At 71.9% G+C, this 14,564-nt stretch carries 15 protein-coding genes and 1 pseudogene; 6 read left to right on the top strand and 10 right to left on the bottom strand.

The window, feature by feature from the left end; all coding sequences use genetic code 11:
- Positions 1-79: 79 nt before the first annotated feature.
- Positions 80-523, top strand: a complete 444-nt coding sequence (locus H7A69_RS13350) for a hypothetical protein (RefSeq protein ID WP_182047436.1) — start codon at positions 80-82, stop codon at positions 521-523.
- Positions 524-610: 87 nt separating this feature from the next.
- On the opposite strand, the gene purF is transcribed toward H7A69_RS13350, so the two are convergent.
- The gene (purF, locus tag H7A69_RS13345) at positions 611-2,068 is read right to left on the bottom strand and encodes an amidophosphoribosyltransferase (RefSeq protein ID WP_069712441.1); all 1,458 of its coding nucleotides are present in this window, start codon (positions 2,066-2,068) and stop codon (positions 611-613) included.
- 71 nt (positions 2,069-2,139) lie between these two features.
- On the opposite strand from purF, the gene purM reads away from it, so the two are divergent.
- On the top strand, positions 2,140-3,240 hold the full coding sequence (gene purM, locus H7A69_RS13340; protein ID WP_182047435.1) for a phosphoribosylformylglycinamidine cyclo-ligase: 1,101 nt from the start codon (positions 2,140-2,142) through the stop codon (positions 3,238-3,240).
- A gap of 621 nt (positions 3,241-3,861) precedes the next feature.
- Here purM and H7A69_RS13335 read toward each other — a convergent pair.
- The 9 genes from H7A69_RS13335 to H7A69_RS13295 all read right to left on the bottom strand — a co-directional run bounded on the left by H7A69_RS13335 (position 3,862) and on the right by H7A69_RS13295 (position 11,010).
- Positions 3,862-4,083, bottom strand: a complete 222-nt coding sequence (locus tag H7A69_RS13335; protein WP_069712443.1) for a DUF3073 domain-containing protein — start codon at positions 4,081-4,083, stop codon at positions 3,862-3,864.
- 180 nt (positions 4,084-4,263) lie between these two features.
- On the bottom strand, positions 4,264-4,704 hold the full coding sequence (locus H7A69_RS13330; protein ID WP_182047434.1) for a DoxX family protein: 441 nt from the start codon (positions 4,702-4,704) through the stop codon (positions 4,264-4,266).
- A 158-nt stretch (positions 4,705-4,862) separates the two neighbouring features.
- Positions 4,863-5,132: a DUF3072 domain-containing protein gene (locus H7A69_RS13325; protein ID WP_182047433.1), complete on the bottom strand. Its 270-nt coding sequence runs from the start codon at positions 5,130-5,132 to the stop codon at positions 4,863-4,865.
- A 134-nt stretch (positions 5,133-5,266) separates the two neighbouring features.
- Entirely contained in the window at positions 5,267-6,031 is a 765-nt protein-coding gene (locus H7A69_RS13320; RefSeq protein ID WP_182047432.1) for a hypothetical protein, read from the bottom strand.
- 131 nt (positions 6,032-6,162) lie between these two features.
- Positions 6,163-6,744: a PadR family transcriptional regulator gene (locus H7A69_RS13315; protein ID WP_069712447.1), complete on the bottom strand. Its 582-nt coding sequence runs from the start codon at positions 6,742-6,744 to the stop codon at positions 6,163-6,165.
- Positions 6,741-7,586, bottom strand: a complete 846-nt coding sequence (locus H7A69_RS13310) for a DUF4097 family beta strand repeat-containing protein (protein ID WP_182047431.1) — start codon at positions 7,584-7,586, stop codon at positions 6,741-6,743. The genes H7A69_RS13315 and H7A69_RS13310 overlap by 4 nt, the downstream gene beginning before the upstream one ends.
- Positions 7,587-7,730: 144 nt before the next feature.
- A complete protein-coding gene (locus tag H7A69_RS13305) occupies positions 7,731-9,035 on the bottom strand; it encodes an ABC transporter substrate-binding protein (RefSeq protein WP_182047430.1) in 1,305 nt (434 codons plus the stop codon).
- A gap of 105 nt (positions 9,036-9,140) precedes the next feature.
- Positions 9,141-10,043: a carbohydrate ABC transporter permease gene (locus tag H7A69_RS13300; RefSeq protein ID WP_182047429.1), complete on the bottom strand. Its 903-nt coding sequence runs from the start codon at positions 10,041-10,043 to the stop codon at positions 9,141-9,143.
- A 10-nt stretch (positions 10,044-10,053) separates the two neighbouring features.
- A complete protein-coding gene (locus tag H7A69_RS13295; RefSeq protein ID WP_083263861.1) occupies positions 10,054-11,010 on the bottom strand; it encodes a carbohydrate ABC transporter permease in 957 nt (318 codons plus the stop codon).
- 139 nt (positions 11,011-11,149) lie between these two features.
- On the opposite strand from H7A69_RS13295, the gene H7A69_RS13290 reads away from it, so the two are divergent.
- The 4 genes and pseudogenes from H7A69_RS13290 to H7A69_RS13275 all read left to right on the top strand — a co-directional run.
- The gene (locus H7A69_RS13290) at positions 11,150-12,370 is read left to right on the top strand and encodes an ROK family transcriptional regulator (RefSeq protein ID WP_182047428.1); all 1,221 of its coding nucleotides are present in this window, start codon (positions 11,150-11,152) and stop codon (positions 12,368-12,370) included.
- Positions 12,367-13,374, top strand: coding sequence for an ROK family protein (locus H7A69_RS13285; protein ID WP_182047427.1), 1,008 nt, complete (start codon positions 12,367-12,369; stop codon positions 13,372-13,374). The genes H7A69_RS13290 and H7A69_RS13285 overlap by 4 nt, the downstream gene beginning before the upstream one ends.
- Positions 13,371-14,384: a Gfo/Idh/MocA family protein gene (locus H7A69_RS13280; protein ID WP_182047426.1), complete on the top strand. Its 1,014-nt coding sequence runs from the start codon at positions 13,371-13,373 to the stop codon at positions 14,382-14,384. Before H7A69_RS13285 ends, H7A69_RS13280 begins: the two co-directional genes overlap by 4 nt.
- Positions 14,381-14,564, top strand: a pseudogene (locus H7A69_RS13275) (gfo/Idh/MocA family oxidoreductase); the annotation flags it as partial. The gene H7A69_RS13280 and the pseudogene H7A69_RS13275, both read left to right, overlap by 4 nt.

Below are 14,564 nucleotides of genomic sequence, written 5' to 3'. Positions count from 1 at the left end.
GCCGGTCGTCACATCTTGCACCGTCGCGCACGGGGATGAACAGGCCGGAGCACGTCCCACAGTGGGGGACAATGGGACGGTGAGCGACACCGACCGACCCGAGGACCGCCCGGCACCGACCCCGGCTGCGGCACCGACCCCGGCACCGGCGCCGAACGCCGTCGAGTCGCCGGACGAGGTCACCATCCGCCGTGCGCCGAAGTTCGGCGTCTTCATCCTCGGCGGTGCGGTGCTCGGGTTCCTCGCGACCCTCGTGATCGTGACGCTCACCATGGACATCGACCGCGGCGACCAGCAGGACGCGTCCTTCGGCACGCTCGTCGGCTACTTCTCGCTCTGGGGCGTCACCATCGGCGCGTTCGCCGGCGCCCTCGTCGCGATCGTCCTCGACCGGGTCCTCGCCCGTCGCGCCGCCCGCCTGACGGCGGAGCGGGTCGCGGTGGAGCCCGCGGAGGAGACGCTCGACGGCGAGGTCGAGGACCAGGGCGACGCGACCGGACCCGTGGAGCGCACCGACCGCTGACGGTCGCCACCAGCAGACGGACGGGAGGCTCCCCACCAGCTGGTGGGGAGCCTCCCGTCCGTCGCGTGGTCGCCGGGGCGACGCCGCTCAGCTGAGCTGGTTCGCCTCCACCCAGGCGAGGTACTCCGGGCTGACCGTGCCGGTCACGTACTCGCCCGTGAAGCAGCTCATCTCGAGGTCGGTGACGTCCGAGCCCTCGATGATGGCGTCGCGCATGTCGGCGACCTCCTGGTAGATGAGGTGGTCGCTGCCGAGCACGCGGTTGATCTCCGGGATCTTCCGGTCGTGCGCGATGAGCTCCGCACGGGTCGGCATGTTGATGCCGTAGACGTGCGGGTAGCGGACCGGGGGAGCGGCGCTCGTGAACGTGACCTCGTTCGCGCCGGCGGCCCGGGCCATCTCGACGATCTCGCGGCTCGTGGTGCCGCGGACGATCGAGTCGTCGACGATGAGGATGTTCTTGCCCTTGAACTCCGACGACATGGCGTTGAGCTTCTGCCGGACCGAGCGCTTGCGCTCCGCCTGCCCCGGCATGATGAACGTGCGGCCGACGTAGCGGTTCTTGAAGAAGCCCTCGCGGTAGTCGATGCCGAGCTTCTGCGCGACCTGCATCGCCGCGGGGCGCGACGAGTCCGGGATCGGCATCACGACGTCGATGTCGCCCGTGGGGGCGTACTGCGCGATCGTGTCCGCCAGGCGGTTGCCGAGGCGGAGGCGGGCGTCGTAGACCGAGATGCCGTTCATCACCGAGTCGGGCCGGGCGAGGTAGACGTACTCGAACGAGCACGGCACCAGGCGCGGGTCCTTCGCGCACTGCCGGGCGTGCATCTGGCCGTTCATCTCGATGAACACGGCCTCGCCGGGGGCGATGTCGCGGACGATCTCGTAGCCGCCGGACTCGAGCACGAGCGACTCGCTCGCGACGACCCACTCGGGCTGGCCGGCCTCGTCGAACTTGTGCCCGAGGATGAGCGGACGGATGCCGTACGGGTCACGGAACGCCAGCAGGCCGTGGCCCGCGATGGTCGCGATCGTGGCGTAGGAGCCCTCGACGCGCTCGTGCACGCGCTCGACGGCGTCGAACACCTGACCAGCGTCGAGCTCGCTGCCGCGGACCTGGCCCTGCAGCTCGTGCGCAAGGACGTTGACGAGCAGCTCGGTGTCGCTCGTCGTGTTGAGGTGCCGACGGTCGATGTCGAAGAGCTCGCGGGTGAGCTCCCGCGTGTTCGTGAGGTTGCCGTTGTGCACCAGGACGATGCCGTACGGCGCGTTCACGTAGAAGGGCTGGGCCTCTTCCTCGTTGCTCGCGGCACCCTTCGTGGCGTACCGGACGTGGCCGAGGCCCATGGTGCCGAGCAGGGCCCGCATGTCACGGGTGCGGAAGGACTCCCGCACGTGGCCGCGTGTCTTGTGCATGTGGTGGACGCGACCCTCGACCGTGGCGATGCCCGTCGAGTCCTGACCCCGGTGCTGCAGGAGCAACAGGGCGTCGTAGATGGATTGGTTGACGGGCCCCTGCGCAACGAGGCCGACGATGCCGCACATTCGCGGTGTGCTCCAGACCGTAGGATCGGGTGGTACCGAACAAGTCTGCCACGCCCCGCGGAGGACCACGCATGCCGAACCCGTACGCAGCCGCCGGAGTCGACACCGCAGCCGGTGACCTGGCCGTCGAACTCATGAAGTCCGCCGTCTCGGCGACGCACAACGCCTCGGTGCTCGGGGGTGTGGGCGGCTTCGCGGGGCTCTACGACGTCTCGTTCCTGCGCGACTTCTCACGGCCGTTGCTCGCCACGTCCACCGACGGCGTCGGCACCAAGGTCGCGATCGCGCAGGCGATCGACAAGCACGACACGATCGGGCAGGACCTGGTCGGCATGGTCGTCGACGACATCGTCGTGGTCGGTGCGAAGCCGCTCTTCATGACGGACTACATCGCGTGCGGCCGGGTCGTGCCGAACCGCATCGCCGACATCGTCGCCGGCATCGCCCGGGGCTGCTCGGCGACCGGCACGGCGCTCGTCGGAGGGGAGACCGCGGAGCACCCGGGGCTGCTCGGCCCGGACGACTACGACGTGGCGGGTGCCGCCACCGGCGTCGTCGAGGCGGACCGGCAGCTCGGGGCGCACCTGGTGGAGGACGGCGACGTCGTCGTGGCGATCGAGTCCTCCGGGCTGCACTCGAACGGCTACTCGCTCGTCCGGCACATCCTGGCCGGCAAGGGCGTCGGCTACACCGACCAGCTGCCGGAGTTCGGCACCGGGGTCTCCGTCGGCGAGGCCCTGCTCGAGCCGACCCGCCTCTACACGTCGCCGTTGCTCGCCCTGCTCGACGCGCGACCCGGTGTCGTGCACTCGCTCTCGCACGTGACCGGCGGCGGCATCGCGGCGAACCTGGCGCGAGTGCTGCCCGTCGGCACCTGGGTCGAGGTCGACCGCACGACGTGGACGCCCCCGTCGGTGTTCCGGGTGCTCACGTCGATGGCGGGCACGCCGATCGAGGAGACCGAGGGCACGTGGAACCTCGGCATCGGGATGTTCGCGGTCGTCGCGGCCTCGGCGGCGTCCGACGTGCTCGGGGACCTGCGTGCCGCGGGGCTGCCCGCGTGGACGGTCGGCACGGTGTCGACCTCGGCGCGGGACCTCGACGGGTTCGAGCAGGGCGCCAAGGGTGTCGACGGGGGCGCGGTGCGGCTCGTCGGCGCCTACGCCGGCTGACGCGGGGCGGTCCGGCGCGGGGGCTGACGCTGCCCGCGCCCGACGCCATGCGCCGAGGTTCCGCAATTCTGCACTCTCGCGCTGCCACGCCTGCGGTCGTGAGACCTCGGCGATCCGCGCGCGGCGAGTCGTGCGACCTCGGCGTCCGTGACCGCGCGTGTCGCTCGACCGGAGCCGCCGGAGCCGCCGGGTCCGCCGGGTCCGCCGCGGCCCTGCCGAGCGGGCAGGACGTGCCGCTCACGTTCGCCGAGCGTGCGCGATCCGTCGCCCGGCGGCGCCGAGTGTGACGGATGTTGCACGCTCGCCAGGGTGGACCTGGCCCGGAGGCGCTGATCGTGGACGCTCGGGCGCGACGCTGCCGGAGCCGGAGCCGGAGCCGGAGCCGGAGCCGGAGCCGGTGTCGCGGGCGCCGCAGCCGCCGTCGCCCCTGCCGAGTGGGCAGGACGTGCCGCGCACGTTCTCCGAGCGTGCGTGATCAATCGCCAGGCGGCGCCGAGCGTGACGGATCGTGCACACGCAGCACGCAGCACGCAGCACGCCGCACGCCCGGGACCGCACCGCCGCCCGCGCACACGGAAACGCCGCGCGGCCCCACGGGGCGCGCGGCGTCGACGATGTGGGTCAGGCGGACTTGTTCTGGTCCTGCTGGGTCTCGAAGTCGTCCTCGTCGTCGCCGGGTTCCTCACCGTACTGGTCAGCCCAGCGGTCGACGTAGGAGTTCTCGTCCGAGTGTTGCCCGGCGGAGAGCTCTCGCTCGAGCGCACCGTAGTTCGTCTCCGGACTGAAGTACTTCAGCTCCCGAGCGACCTTGGTGTGCTTTGCCTTCTGACGGCCGCGCCCCATGCGTGACCCCCTCGTGATCGGCTCTGGTCCGGTCCTGGCGGGTGCGGGGTTGCCACCCGGGGAACCGAACGATTCGTGGTTTGAAATCTGCCGATCACTCTACCATGTACCCCGTTCCCGACTCGGCCACCGGCGTCCCCCGGAGATCGGCCGGGGGAGCACCGAAGACCTGATCAGGACTCAGGCGGGCAGGGGCTCGGGGACGCCGCGCTTGCGACGCGAGGAGCGCAGCACCAGGGCGTCGATCGAGAAGCGCCCCGGTCCGGTCAGGGCCACGGCGAGCGAGGCCACGGCGAGCACGAGCACGTACTCGAAGCCGCCGTCCTGGGCGAAGAACCCGGCGGTCGTGTGTGCGAGGAGGCCCGCGACGACCATGTCGACCGCGAGGAGCAGGCCGACGACCCGGGTCGCGACGCCGAGCACGAGCAGGATGCCGCCGACGAGTTCGAGGCCGGCGACGACGGGAGCCGCCACCTCGGCGAGCGGGACGCCCATGCCGGCGAAGCCCTGGGCGACGCCGGGGATGCCCTGGGCGAACTTCTGGGCGCCGTGGGCGATGAACACCACGCCCAGGACGATGCGGAGCGCGGTCAGGCCGATGGAGGTCGATGTCGTTCGCATGCGCCAGACGCTAACTGGTGACGCGTCATCGACCAGGGCGGTTCGGAGGACTGCCCGGACTTCGCCAGGACTCCCTCAGGCTGCGGTCCACCGAACGGCGGACCGACGCGGGGCACCGGTCCGCCGAACGACGGACCGGTGCCCCGGTCGGGACGGGCTCAGGATTCGGTGCCGCGCCCGGTCTCCTGCTGGAGGCGCTCGATGTTCTCAGACGCCTCGGCCTTGTTGAGGTCGGCGGGGAGCTCCTCACCGGCCTCGCGGGCCAGGGTGTCGAGGTAGCTGCGCTGCGGGCCGGTCATCGGCTCGTCGCCGGTCACCCACTGCGAGGGGTCCTTGCTGGCCGTCGTCGAGGGGTCGGGACGCTCGCCACCGAGGGTCTCGCCCTCGTGCCCGGCGTCCGGGGTCTGCTGCTGCTCTGCATCACTCATGGCGCCGAACCTACGCGTGGGGTCGGACACTGCACGCAGCGTGCCCGTCCCCCGGAACCCAGGAACGCGGACCCAGGACCCAGGACCCAGGACCCAGGACCCCGGATCCAGAACCGAGGACCCCGCACCCCGGGTCAGGCGGGCGGGACCGGCGTGCCGGTGTACCGCACCAGGTCCGGCCCGATACCGCTCGCGGCGATCGGCACCTCGTCGTCGCCGCGCCGCAGCCACACGGTCGCGGCGCGCTCGTCGATCCGCACCACCTCGTGCAGGGTGCCGTCGATCAGCACCGCGGCACGGACGTCCACCGCACCGGTCGTGGGTCGCGGCGGCAGCCCGACCACGTCGGCGTCGTACGCGGCGTACCGGCCGGGGGAGAGGAACGGTGACACCGGGGTGGTGACGACCTCGAGCCCGTCCGCGACGTTCCGGACCGCGACGAGCCGGACGGCCTGGTCGGTCGGCAGGGGGACGTCGACGACCGGAGCGTCGGCGGGACCGGCCAGTGCGCGGAAGGCGGGCCGACCGTCGGGGGCGAGCCGCGCCTCCAGGCCGTCGATCCGGACGCGACCGCGGCCACGCGAGTCGGCGTACAGGCCGGGCTCGAGTCCGGAGCGCCGCGCCTCGAGCCGGGACACGACCACGCGGTCCGGGCGGTACCAGTCGCGGAGCGTCGCCGGGTCGACCCAGCCGATGCTCGGCACGCCGCGGGTCAGGTCGTCGCCGTCGGCGGCGGGCCGTTCGTCGAGCGCGCCGATCGGGTGCTCCCCGCGCACGGCGACGAGGCCCGCGTACGGTCCGGCGGCGGGCGGCTCGTGGTCGAGCACCTCGACGCGCTTCGACACCTTGCCGCCGTGGCCGTCGAACGTCGCGAAGGTGCGCAGGTCGGAGATCGTCATGTCGCCGACGATGCTACGACCGTCTGCCCGGGTCGGCCCAGGGAGACAGGAACGTCGGGCAGGAAGGAAAGGCGCCGACGGGTGCAGCGGACGGGAGGCGCGCATCGCCTCCACCCGTCCGCTGCGGGCCGTCAGAGGGAGCGGCGCAGGGCCTCCAGCCCGTCCCGCAGACGCGTCACCGTGTCGTCGGTCAGCGTGCCGCGCGTCGCGCGGCGGCGCAGGTCGGCGCGCACCTGCTGTCGGAACGACGCGACGGCCATCTCGACCTCGCGCAGTGCGCCGGCGCCGGCGGTCGGGACGTCCTCGGGCTCGTCGGCCGTCTGCCCGCGGGGTGCCTGGGCGCTCGCGGCGAGGTCCGCGCGGAGGGACCGCATGGCCTCGCCCACCGAGGCGCGGACCCCGTCGGCCAGCGTCCGGACCGAGTCGGCGACACCGGACTGGATCGCGGCGAGCTCCTCGGCGCGGGCGTCGAGCTCGGCCCGGCCGGCGTCGGTGATGGCGTAGACGGTCTTGCGGCCGTCGGCGGTCTTGGTGACGAGCCCCTCGGCCTCGAGCTTCGCCAGGCGCGGGTAGACCGTGCCGGCGCTCGGGACGTAGGCGCCGCCGAAGCGCTCGCCGAGGGCCTGGATGAGCTCGTACCCGTGCATCGGGCGGTCGGCGAGCATCGACAGCAGGGACAGGCGCAGGTGACCGTGCGCGAACACCGGGCTCATTCGGGGACCACCGTCTCGTCGGCTCCGGATGCCGGTGCGGGCTGCGCCGGCGGGGCGTGCAGGACCGCGATGTCGCCCGAGACCGAGTTCACCTTGAGGTCGAGCCACTGCCCGGAGAGGTCGCCGCCCTGCTTGACGTACGAACCGCGCACCCCGCGGATCTCGGAGTCGTCGAACTGCAGCTTGCCGGTCGCCGTGCCCACCGTGCAGCGGTACGGCACGCCGTCCTCGAGCCGGACGCTGACCGAGCCCGACACGGTGTTCACCCGGGCGGAGTCGGGGGTGCCCTGCAGGTCGAGGACGACGTCGGCGTTCACCCCGTCGGCCGTGAACCGCGGGATGGACCCGGTCGCGACGACGTCGCCGGAGACGGTGCGGACCGTCAGTTCGCCGTCGAGGTCGCGGACCGTGGTGGTGCCGGACACCGCGTGCACGGCGAGGTCGCCGGCGAGCCCGTCGACGACGACGTCGCCGGAGACCGAGTTGACCGAGGCGCCGCGGTTCGTGCCGGACAGCAGGGCGCCGGCGGAGACCACCCCGACCGTCACCCGGGCATCGCGGGGGACGAGGACGCTGACGTCGGCCGTGGCGCGCCCGCTGAACGACTTGAGGAAGCCGAGCGGGTCGTCCCAGCGGATCTGCGGGTGGTCGATCGTGAGCGTGTCACCGTCGAGCTCGATCTTGAGCGGCTTGCCGGAGACGCTGTGCACCTCCACCCGGGCGGTCGGCTCGTCGTGCGCGACGACGTCGACCTGTCCGCCGGCGAGTCCGACGCGCAGCGCGCGGACGATGCCGGTGTCGATCACCTTGGGCTCCTCGACGAGCCACTTCTCCTGTGCCATGCTGCCTCCTCGAACTCGCGATGCATCGCGTTTGGTGGTGTCACGGTACATCGCGAGTCGGTCGATGTCACGGGGCCGGTCCCACTCCCGGCACGGCGACGGCCCCGCTCCCGGAGGGGGAGCGGGGCCGTCGGACGGTCGTGCCTACTTCGCCTTGTCGAGCGCGGCCTGTGCCTGCTCGGCGGCGGCGTCGAGCGCCTCCTTCGGGCTCGTCTTCAGCAGCATCGCGGTCTGCAGCTGCGTCGACAGGGCGGCGCTCACCTCGCCGTAGGCCGTGATGGACGGACGGGCCTTGGCGTACTCGAGCTCGTCGGCGAAGGCCTTGAGCCGCGGGTTCTCCTCCAGGTACTGCTTCCACGTGGCGTTGTCCGCCGTGGCCTGGTTCGCGGGGAGCAGGCCCGTGGCGATGTCCCACTTCGCCTGGGTGTCCGGGCTGAGCCACCACTGCAGGAACCTCCACGAGGCGTCCTGCTGCTTCGTCGACGTCTTGATGATGTACGAGTTGTTCGTCCCGAGGTTCATCGCCGGCTCCTTGATGCCCGGCAGGGCGAAGACGCCGACGTTCTCCTTGCCGAGCGTGCTGTCGATCGTCGACAGGTCGTAGGCGCCCGTGATGGCCATCGCGGCCTTCTTCGACGTCAGGGCCGGCACCGCGCCGTTGGTCGAGGTGGTGAGCAGCGACTGCGGGTACGCGGTGCCGTCCTCGAGCATGTCCGTCCAGCCGGTCAGGGCCTGCACGCCGGCGTCGCTGTTGAACTCGACCTTGGTGTTGTCCTCGTTGAGGAACTCGCCGCCGGCGCCCCACAGCATCGACTGCCAGGTGAAGACCGGCCACTCGCCGGTGCCGATCGGCAGGTAGGCGCCGTACTGGGTCGTGCCCTTCGTGAGCTTCTTCGCGTCGTCCTGGAACTCGGCCCAGGTGGTCGGGGTGTCCGTGATCCCGGCCTCCTTGAACATCTGCTTGTTGTAGACGACCGCGTAGTCGCCGATGTCGGTCGGCAGCGTGTACTGCTTGCCGTCGAACTCGCCGGTCGACAGCATGCCCTCGGTGAAGCTGTCCTTCGTGATGTCACCGCTGGACAGGTAGTCCTCGAGCGGGAGCACCTTGCCGGTCTCGATGACCTGCCCGGTCTGCTGCGGCGTGCTGTCCCCGAGCACCATGTCCGGCCCGGTGTCGTTCTTCAGCGCGTTGATGAGCTTCGCGTCGAACTGGTCGGACGAGGCGGCGTACTGCGCCTGGACCTGGATCCCGTCCTGCGAGGAGTTGTACTCGTCGATGAGCTTCTTCACCTCGGTGGCCTGGGGGCCGGTGTAGTTGTGCCAGACCGTGATCGTGGTCTTCCCACCGCTGCCGCCGGAGTTGCCGGTGACGGAGCCGCCGGAACACCCGGCCAGGGCCAGTGCGGCACCCACGGCGAGGGCCGTGGCGCCGAGCAGTCGCTTGCGCATGAGGTCGTCCTTTCTCGGACATCTGGTGGAGCGAGGAGTGGAGCGAGGAGTGGAGCAGGGAGTGGTGCGAGGGGGGGGGGGGGGGTACGGGGGGGGGGTCTGGGGTCAGCGGGGCCCGCCGGCCATCGCCGACACGATCTGCTTCTGGAAGATGACGAAGACGATGAAGACGGGCAGGATCGCGAGCGTCGACCCGGCCATCAGCAGGTTGAAGCTCTGGCTCGCGTTCGCCGACTGCAGCTGCGTGAGGCCGACCGACACCGTGAAGAACTCGGTCCGCGACGCCACGAGGAACTGGAAGAAGAAGTTGTTCCAGTTGTAGACGAAGGACAGGACGGCGAAGGAGCCGATCATCGGGGTCGCCATCGGCGTCACCACGGACCACATCCGGCGCCAGACGCCGGCGCCGTCGACCCGGCTGGCGTCCTCGATCTCGCTCGGGAACGAGGTGAAGAACTGCCGGAACAGGAAGGTGCCGAGGATCGACGGGATGTTCGGGACGATGAGGCCCTGGTAGCTGTTCAGCCAGTGCAGCGAGGACAGCAGGGTGATGAGCGGCGTGAACACGACCTCGAACGGCACGAGGAGCGCGGCGAGCAGGACGACGAAGACGATGTTCTTGCCGGGGAACTTCAGGCGCGAGAACGCGAAGCCCGCGGCCAGGCTCGTCACGATCTGGCCGGCGGTCGTCGCGATCGCCACGACAGTCGAGTTGAAGAAGTACAGCCCGAAGGGCGCGACGGTGAAGATGTCCGCGTAGTTCGACAGCTCCCACTGCCGCGGCAGGAAGCTCGGCGGGAAGGCGAGGGCCTCCTCCGAGGACTTGAAGCTCGTCAGGAGCATCCAGAGGAACGGGCCGAAGAACAGCACGACCGCGACGAGCAGGATGACGTGGCGCAGGACGGCCGGCGAGTGCTTGCGGAACAGCACCCGGAAGGGGCGGCTGCGGTGCGGACGGGAGGCACGGTGCGCGTCCGACGGGAGGGCGCGGGGAGCGATCTGGGTCACGGTGGCGGTCCTAGTTCAGCTCGATGGGGTCGCGGCGGTTGATGACCCGCAGCTGGACGACCGCGACGAGGATGCCGACGATGAGCAGGAGGACGGCGGCGGCACTGGCCGAGCCGCCGTGGAAGAACACGAAGCCCTGGTTGTAGATGTAGTAGAGGATCGTCTCGCTGGAGTTGATCGGACCGCCCTGGGTCAGGACGTAGACCTGGGTGAACACCTGCAGGGCGCCGATCACGCCGGTGATCGCGAGGAAGCCCGTGGTCGGGGCGACCAGGGGGAGCGAGATCGTGAAGAAGCGGCGGATCGGGCCGGCACCGTCGAGCGTCGCGGCCTCCATGTAGGACTGCGGGATGTTCGTCAGCGCGGCCGAGTAGATGATCATCGTGTAGCCGACGCCCTGCCAGATCGAGAAGACGATGACCGAGACCAGTGCCCACGGCTCGGACGTCAGGAAGCCGATCGGGGGTGCGCCGAGTGCGGTGACGACCCCGTTCACCAGGCCGCCGAGCGGCGACAGGATGAAGCTGAAGATCAGTGCGCTGCCGACGATCGGCGCGATGTACGGCACGAAGAGCAGTGCCCGGTAGACGCCGCGGCCGCGGAAGGGCTGGGCGAGCAGCGCGGCGAAGAACAGCCCGATCGCCATGGTCACCGGGACCACCACGACGACGTAGAGCGCGGTGTTGCCCGCCGCGCGGACGAACTCGCCGTCGCGGAACAGCCCGGTGAAGTTGGACAGTCCGACGAAGCCGTTGGTCTCGCCCGACGCCGGGTTCCAGTTCGTGAACGAGTAGAAGACCGTCTGTGCCAGCGGGTACAGGTAGAACAGCGCCAGCAGCACCGTCGTCGGGGCGATCAGCACGTAGCCCGCGCGGCCCTCGCGTCGTTCCATCCGGCTGGCGTCCGCGGTGGACGACCGTCGACCGGGAACGGTCACCCTGGTCGGGTTCTGAACCGCACTCGTCATGCGGACCTCCTCTTGGCTCGTCGTTGAACGCTAGGAATCGGCTGTTTCGAGCACATTACCGTTCGATCACCAAAAGTAAACAGTCGATTCTGCAACGACTTCGTTCGGCAATCGACCGTTTCGTCGCTACAGTGACGGCATGCACGAGCAGCACTTCCAGGACATGGCACGGAGCCCCGGATCGGTCGGGGACGTCCTCCGCCTGGTCCGCGTCTCGGACACGACCTCGCGCTCGAGCATCGCCCGCAGCACCGGCCTCGCGCCGTCCACGGCCTCGGCCCGCGTCGATGCCCTGATGGCCCTCGGTCTCGTCCGCGAGAGCGGTGCCGAGGGGTCGCGCGGCGGCCGCCGGGCACGACGGCTCGAGCTCGTCGCGGACGCCGGTTTCGTCGCCGCGGCCGACCTCGGCGCCCACCACGTGCGCATCGTGCTGACCGACCTGGCCGGCACGGTGCTCGCCGACACCGATGCGCTGGAGCACGGTGCCGGCACCGTGCCGGTCGCGGCTGGACCCCGTGCCTCGGTCGCCGCGCTGTGGGAGCGCTTCGTCGAGCTGGCCGCGGACAGCGGGCTCGACATGGCGCGCTTCCGTGGTGCTGCGATCAGCGTCCCCGCGCCGGTGTCGTACCCGGGCGGGAGCGTGGCGACGCCCTCGTTCGAGCCGTCCTGGCACGGGGCCGTGCTGCCCGAGCTCTTCGCCGAGTACACCGACGTCCCCGTCCTCGTCGAGAACGACGCCAACCTCATCGCCCTCGCCGAGCGTCCGGGCCCGGACCGCGTCGGCACCCTCGTCGCCGTGAAGCTCGGCACCCGCATCGGCTCCGGGGTCCTGCTCGACGGTCGGCTGCACCGCGGCGTGAGCGGCGCGGCGGGGGAGATCAGCCACACGCCGGTCGACGGCGAGGCCGCCATCGGCTGCACCTGCGGCGTGCCGGACTGCCTCGAGTCGGTGGCCTCCGGCGGGGCGATCGTCGCGCGGCTCCGTGCCGCCGGACACCGCGTCGGCGGGACGAGCGACGTCCTGGCACTCGCCGCGCAGGGCGACACCGACGCGCTCGACGAACTCCGACGGGCGGGCGAGCACATCGGCCGGGTGCTCTCCGGCATCGTGAACTTCTGCAACCCGAGCGAGGTCGTGCTCGCGGGGGCGATGTCCGCCTCGTCCGTGCTCGTCGCGACGATCCGCGGGGAGCTCTACCGGTCGTGCCTGCCGATGGTCGCCGACGCGCTCGACGTCCGGGCCAGCGCCTCGCCGCGTGACGCCGGCATCCGCGGCGCCACCGTACTCGCGGTCGACGAGGTCCTGGCGCCGACGCGGATCGACGACCTCGTCCGGACGGCAGCGGAGCAGACCGCGTGAGCGCCGCGGAGGGGACGTCCGAGCGACGCGGGGCGGTCGTCGCCGTCGACGTCGGCGGCACCACGGTCAAGGGGATGGTCCGGGTCGGCGACGTCGTGCTCGACCGTGTCGTCGTCCCGACCTTCGGCGCTGCGCCGGTCGTCGACGCCCTGGCAGCCGGTGGCCCGGCGCTCGCCGCGATCGCCGCGGTCGTCGACCGCCTCGCTGCCGCCGCTGCCCGGGCCGGGCACCCGCTCGCCGCGATCGGCCTGTGCACCCCGGGCGTCGTGGACTCCCCGGCGGGCACGGTCGTCGTCGCGGTGAACCTCGACTGGCGCGACCTGCCGATCGTCGCGCTCCTCGGCGACCGGTACGGCGTCCCCGTCGCGGTCGCACACGACGCCCGTGCCGCGGCGACGGCCGAGATCGCCGCACGGACCGCGGCCGGGCGCGACGTCACCGAGATGGTCTTCATCCCGATCGGCACCGGCATCTCCGCGAGCCTGGTCGTCGACGGTCGGCTCGTCGTCGGCGCCGCCGGGGGTGCCGGCGAGGTCGGGCACGTCTGCGTCCGCCCCGGCGGCGAGCAGTGCACCTGCGGACAGCGCGGCTGCGTCGAGGCGTACGCCTCCGCCCGGAACGTCGCGCGGCGCTACCGCGAGGCCGGCGGCACCATCGACGGCGGCGCCGAGGACATCGTCGCCGCCGTGGACACCGACCCCGTCGCCGCCGCGGTGTGGGCCGACGCGGTCGACGCCCTCGCCGCCGGTGTCGCGATCCTCGCGGCCGTGCTCGACCCCGCGGTCGTCGTCGTCGGCGGGGGCCTCGGGGAGTCCGGCGAGCGACTGCTCGCCCCGCTGCGCACGGCCGTCGACGCCCGGCTCGGCTGGCGACCGTCGCCCCGCATCGAGCAGTCGCTCGCCGGCGCCGGCGCGGGACTGGCCGGGGCCGCCCTGCTCGCCACGGCCGCCGCCGCACCGGCACCAGCACCAGCACCAGACCACGGAACCAGGAGGAACCCATGACCGAACAGCGACTCCGGATCGGCCTCGTCGGCGCGGGGGTGATCGCCCACGCCCACCTGCCGAACCTGCTCCGCATCGGTGACGTCGTCGTCTTCTCCGAGGTCGGTGCCGAGGAACTCGTGGCCGCGCACGGCGGCGAGGTCGTCGGCTCCCTCGACGAGCTCCTCGCCCGCGTCGACGTGGTGGACGTCGTCGTCCCCACCTACGCGCACGCCGAGGTCGTCCGTGCCGCGCTCGCCGCCGGCAAGGACGTCATCAGCGAGAAGCCCCTCGCCCGCACCGACGCCGACGCCGACGACCTGGTCCGCCTGGCGCACGAGGCCGGGCGGCAGCTCTACCCGGCGCACGTCGTGCGGTACTTCCCGGAGTACGTCCGCCTGAAGGCCGCCGTCGAGGCCGGGCAGCTCGGCGAGCTCGCCGTCCTGCGGTTCGTGCGGTCCGGTGCGTTCCCGACCCGCTCGGCCTGGTTCGCCGACCCCGCCCTCTCCGGCGGCATCATCATGGACCAGATGATCCACGACCTGGACATCGCGCGCTGGATCGCCGGCGACGTCGTCCGGGTCAGCGCGGTGCACGTGCGGAAGGGCACCGTCGACCACCCCGTCGAGGCCGCGCACGTCCTGCTCACCCACGCCTCGGGCGCGATCAGCCACATCGCGGGCATCTGGGGCCCGGCACACCTGCCGTTCGTCACCGAGTTCTCCGCAGCCGGCACGCTCGGCACCCTGTCGCACGACTCCCGCGACGAGCGGAACTACACGGCGGAGCTCCTCGACGAGGATGCCGTCGGCGGCGACCTGCCGGAGCTCGACCCCACCGAAGACCCCTACTTCCTCGAGATCCGCGAGTACCTCGGCGCGTTCCGGGGCGGCGCGGTGCCGCGCGTCTCGGCGGAGGACGGCGCCACCGCCGTCCGGATCGTCAACGCCGCGCTCCGCTCCGTCGAGACCGGACAGCCCGTCGACCTCGAGCCCGCCGCCGGCCGCACGCACGGGACGGTCACCGCATGAGCCCCCTGCGCATCGGCGTGCTGTCCTTCGCGCACACGCACGCGATCTCCTACCTCGCCGCGCTCCGGGCGATGCCGGACGTCGAGGTCGTCGGCACCGACCCGGACGGCACGTCGACCGGCACCGACCTCGTCGACCTCCGCGGCCGCGAGCTCGCCGAGGCCCTCGCCGTGCCGTACG

The organism is Curtobacterium sp. ME26, assembly GCF_903970945.1.
GTDB lineage: Bacteria > Actinomycetota > Actinomycetes > Actinomycetales > Microbacteriaceae > Curtobacterium > Curtobacterium citri.
This window is presented reverse-complemented; position numbering and strand designations above follow the sequence as displayed.

What these genes read in the sequence shown, in the direction of transcription:
- purF (WP_069712441.1), bottom strand. Translation starts at nt 2,068, where the DNA reads ATGTGCGGCATCGTCGGCCTCGTTGCGCAGGGGCCCGTCAACCAATCC.
- purM (WP_182047435.1), top strand. Translation starts at nt 2,140, where the DNA reads ATGCCGAACCCGTACGCAGCCGCCGGAGTCGACACCGCAGCCGGTGAC.
- H7A69_RS13335 (WP_069712443.1), bottom strand. Translation starts at nt 4,083, where the DNA reads ATGGGGCGCGGCCGTCAGAAGGCAAAGCACACCAAGGTCGCTCGGGAG.
- H7A69_RS13330 (WP_182047434.1), bottom strand. Translation starts at nt 4,704, where the DNA reads ATGCGAACGACATCGACCTCCATCGGCCTGACCGCGCTCCGCATCGTC.
- H7A69_RS13325 (WP_182047433.1), bottom strand. Translation starts at nt 5,132, where the DNA reads ATGAGTGATGCAGAGCAGCAGCAGACCCCGGACGCCGGGCACGAGGGC.
- H7A69_RS13320 (WP_182047432.1), bottom strand. Translation starts at nt 6,031, where the DNA reads ATGACGATCTCCGACCTGCGCACCTTCGCGACGTTCGACGGCCACGGC.
- H7A69_RS13315 (WP_069712447.1), bottom strand. Translation starts at nt 6,744, where the DNA reads ATGAGCCCGGTGTTCGCGCACGGTCACCTGCGCCTGTCCCTGCTGTCG.
- H7A69_RS13310 (WP_182047431.1), bottom strand. Translation starts at nt 7,586, where the DNA reads ATGGCACAGGAGAAGTGGCTCGTCGAGGAGCCCAAGGTGATCGACACC.
- H7A69_RS13305 (WP_182047430.1), bottom strand. Translation starts at nt 9,035, where the DNA reads ATGCGCAAGCGACTGCTCGGCGCCACGGCCCTCGCCGTGGGTGCCGCA.
- H7A69_RS13295 (WP_083263861.1), bottom strand. Translation starts at nt 11,010, where the DNA reads ATGACGAGTGCGGTTCAGAACCCGACCAGGGTGACCGTTCCCGGTCGA.
- H7A69_RS13290 (WP_182047428.1), top strand. Translation starts at nt 11,150, where the DNA reads ATGCACGAGCAGCACTTCCAGGACATGGCACGGAGCCCCGGATCGGTC.
- H7A69_RS13280 (WP_182047426.1), top strand. Translation starts at nt 13,371, where the DNA reads ATGACCGAACAGCGACTCCGGATCGGCCTCGTCGGCGCGGGGGTGATC.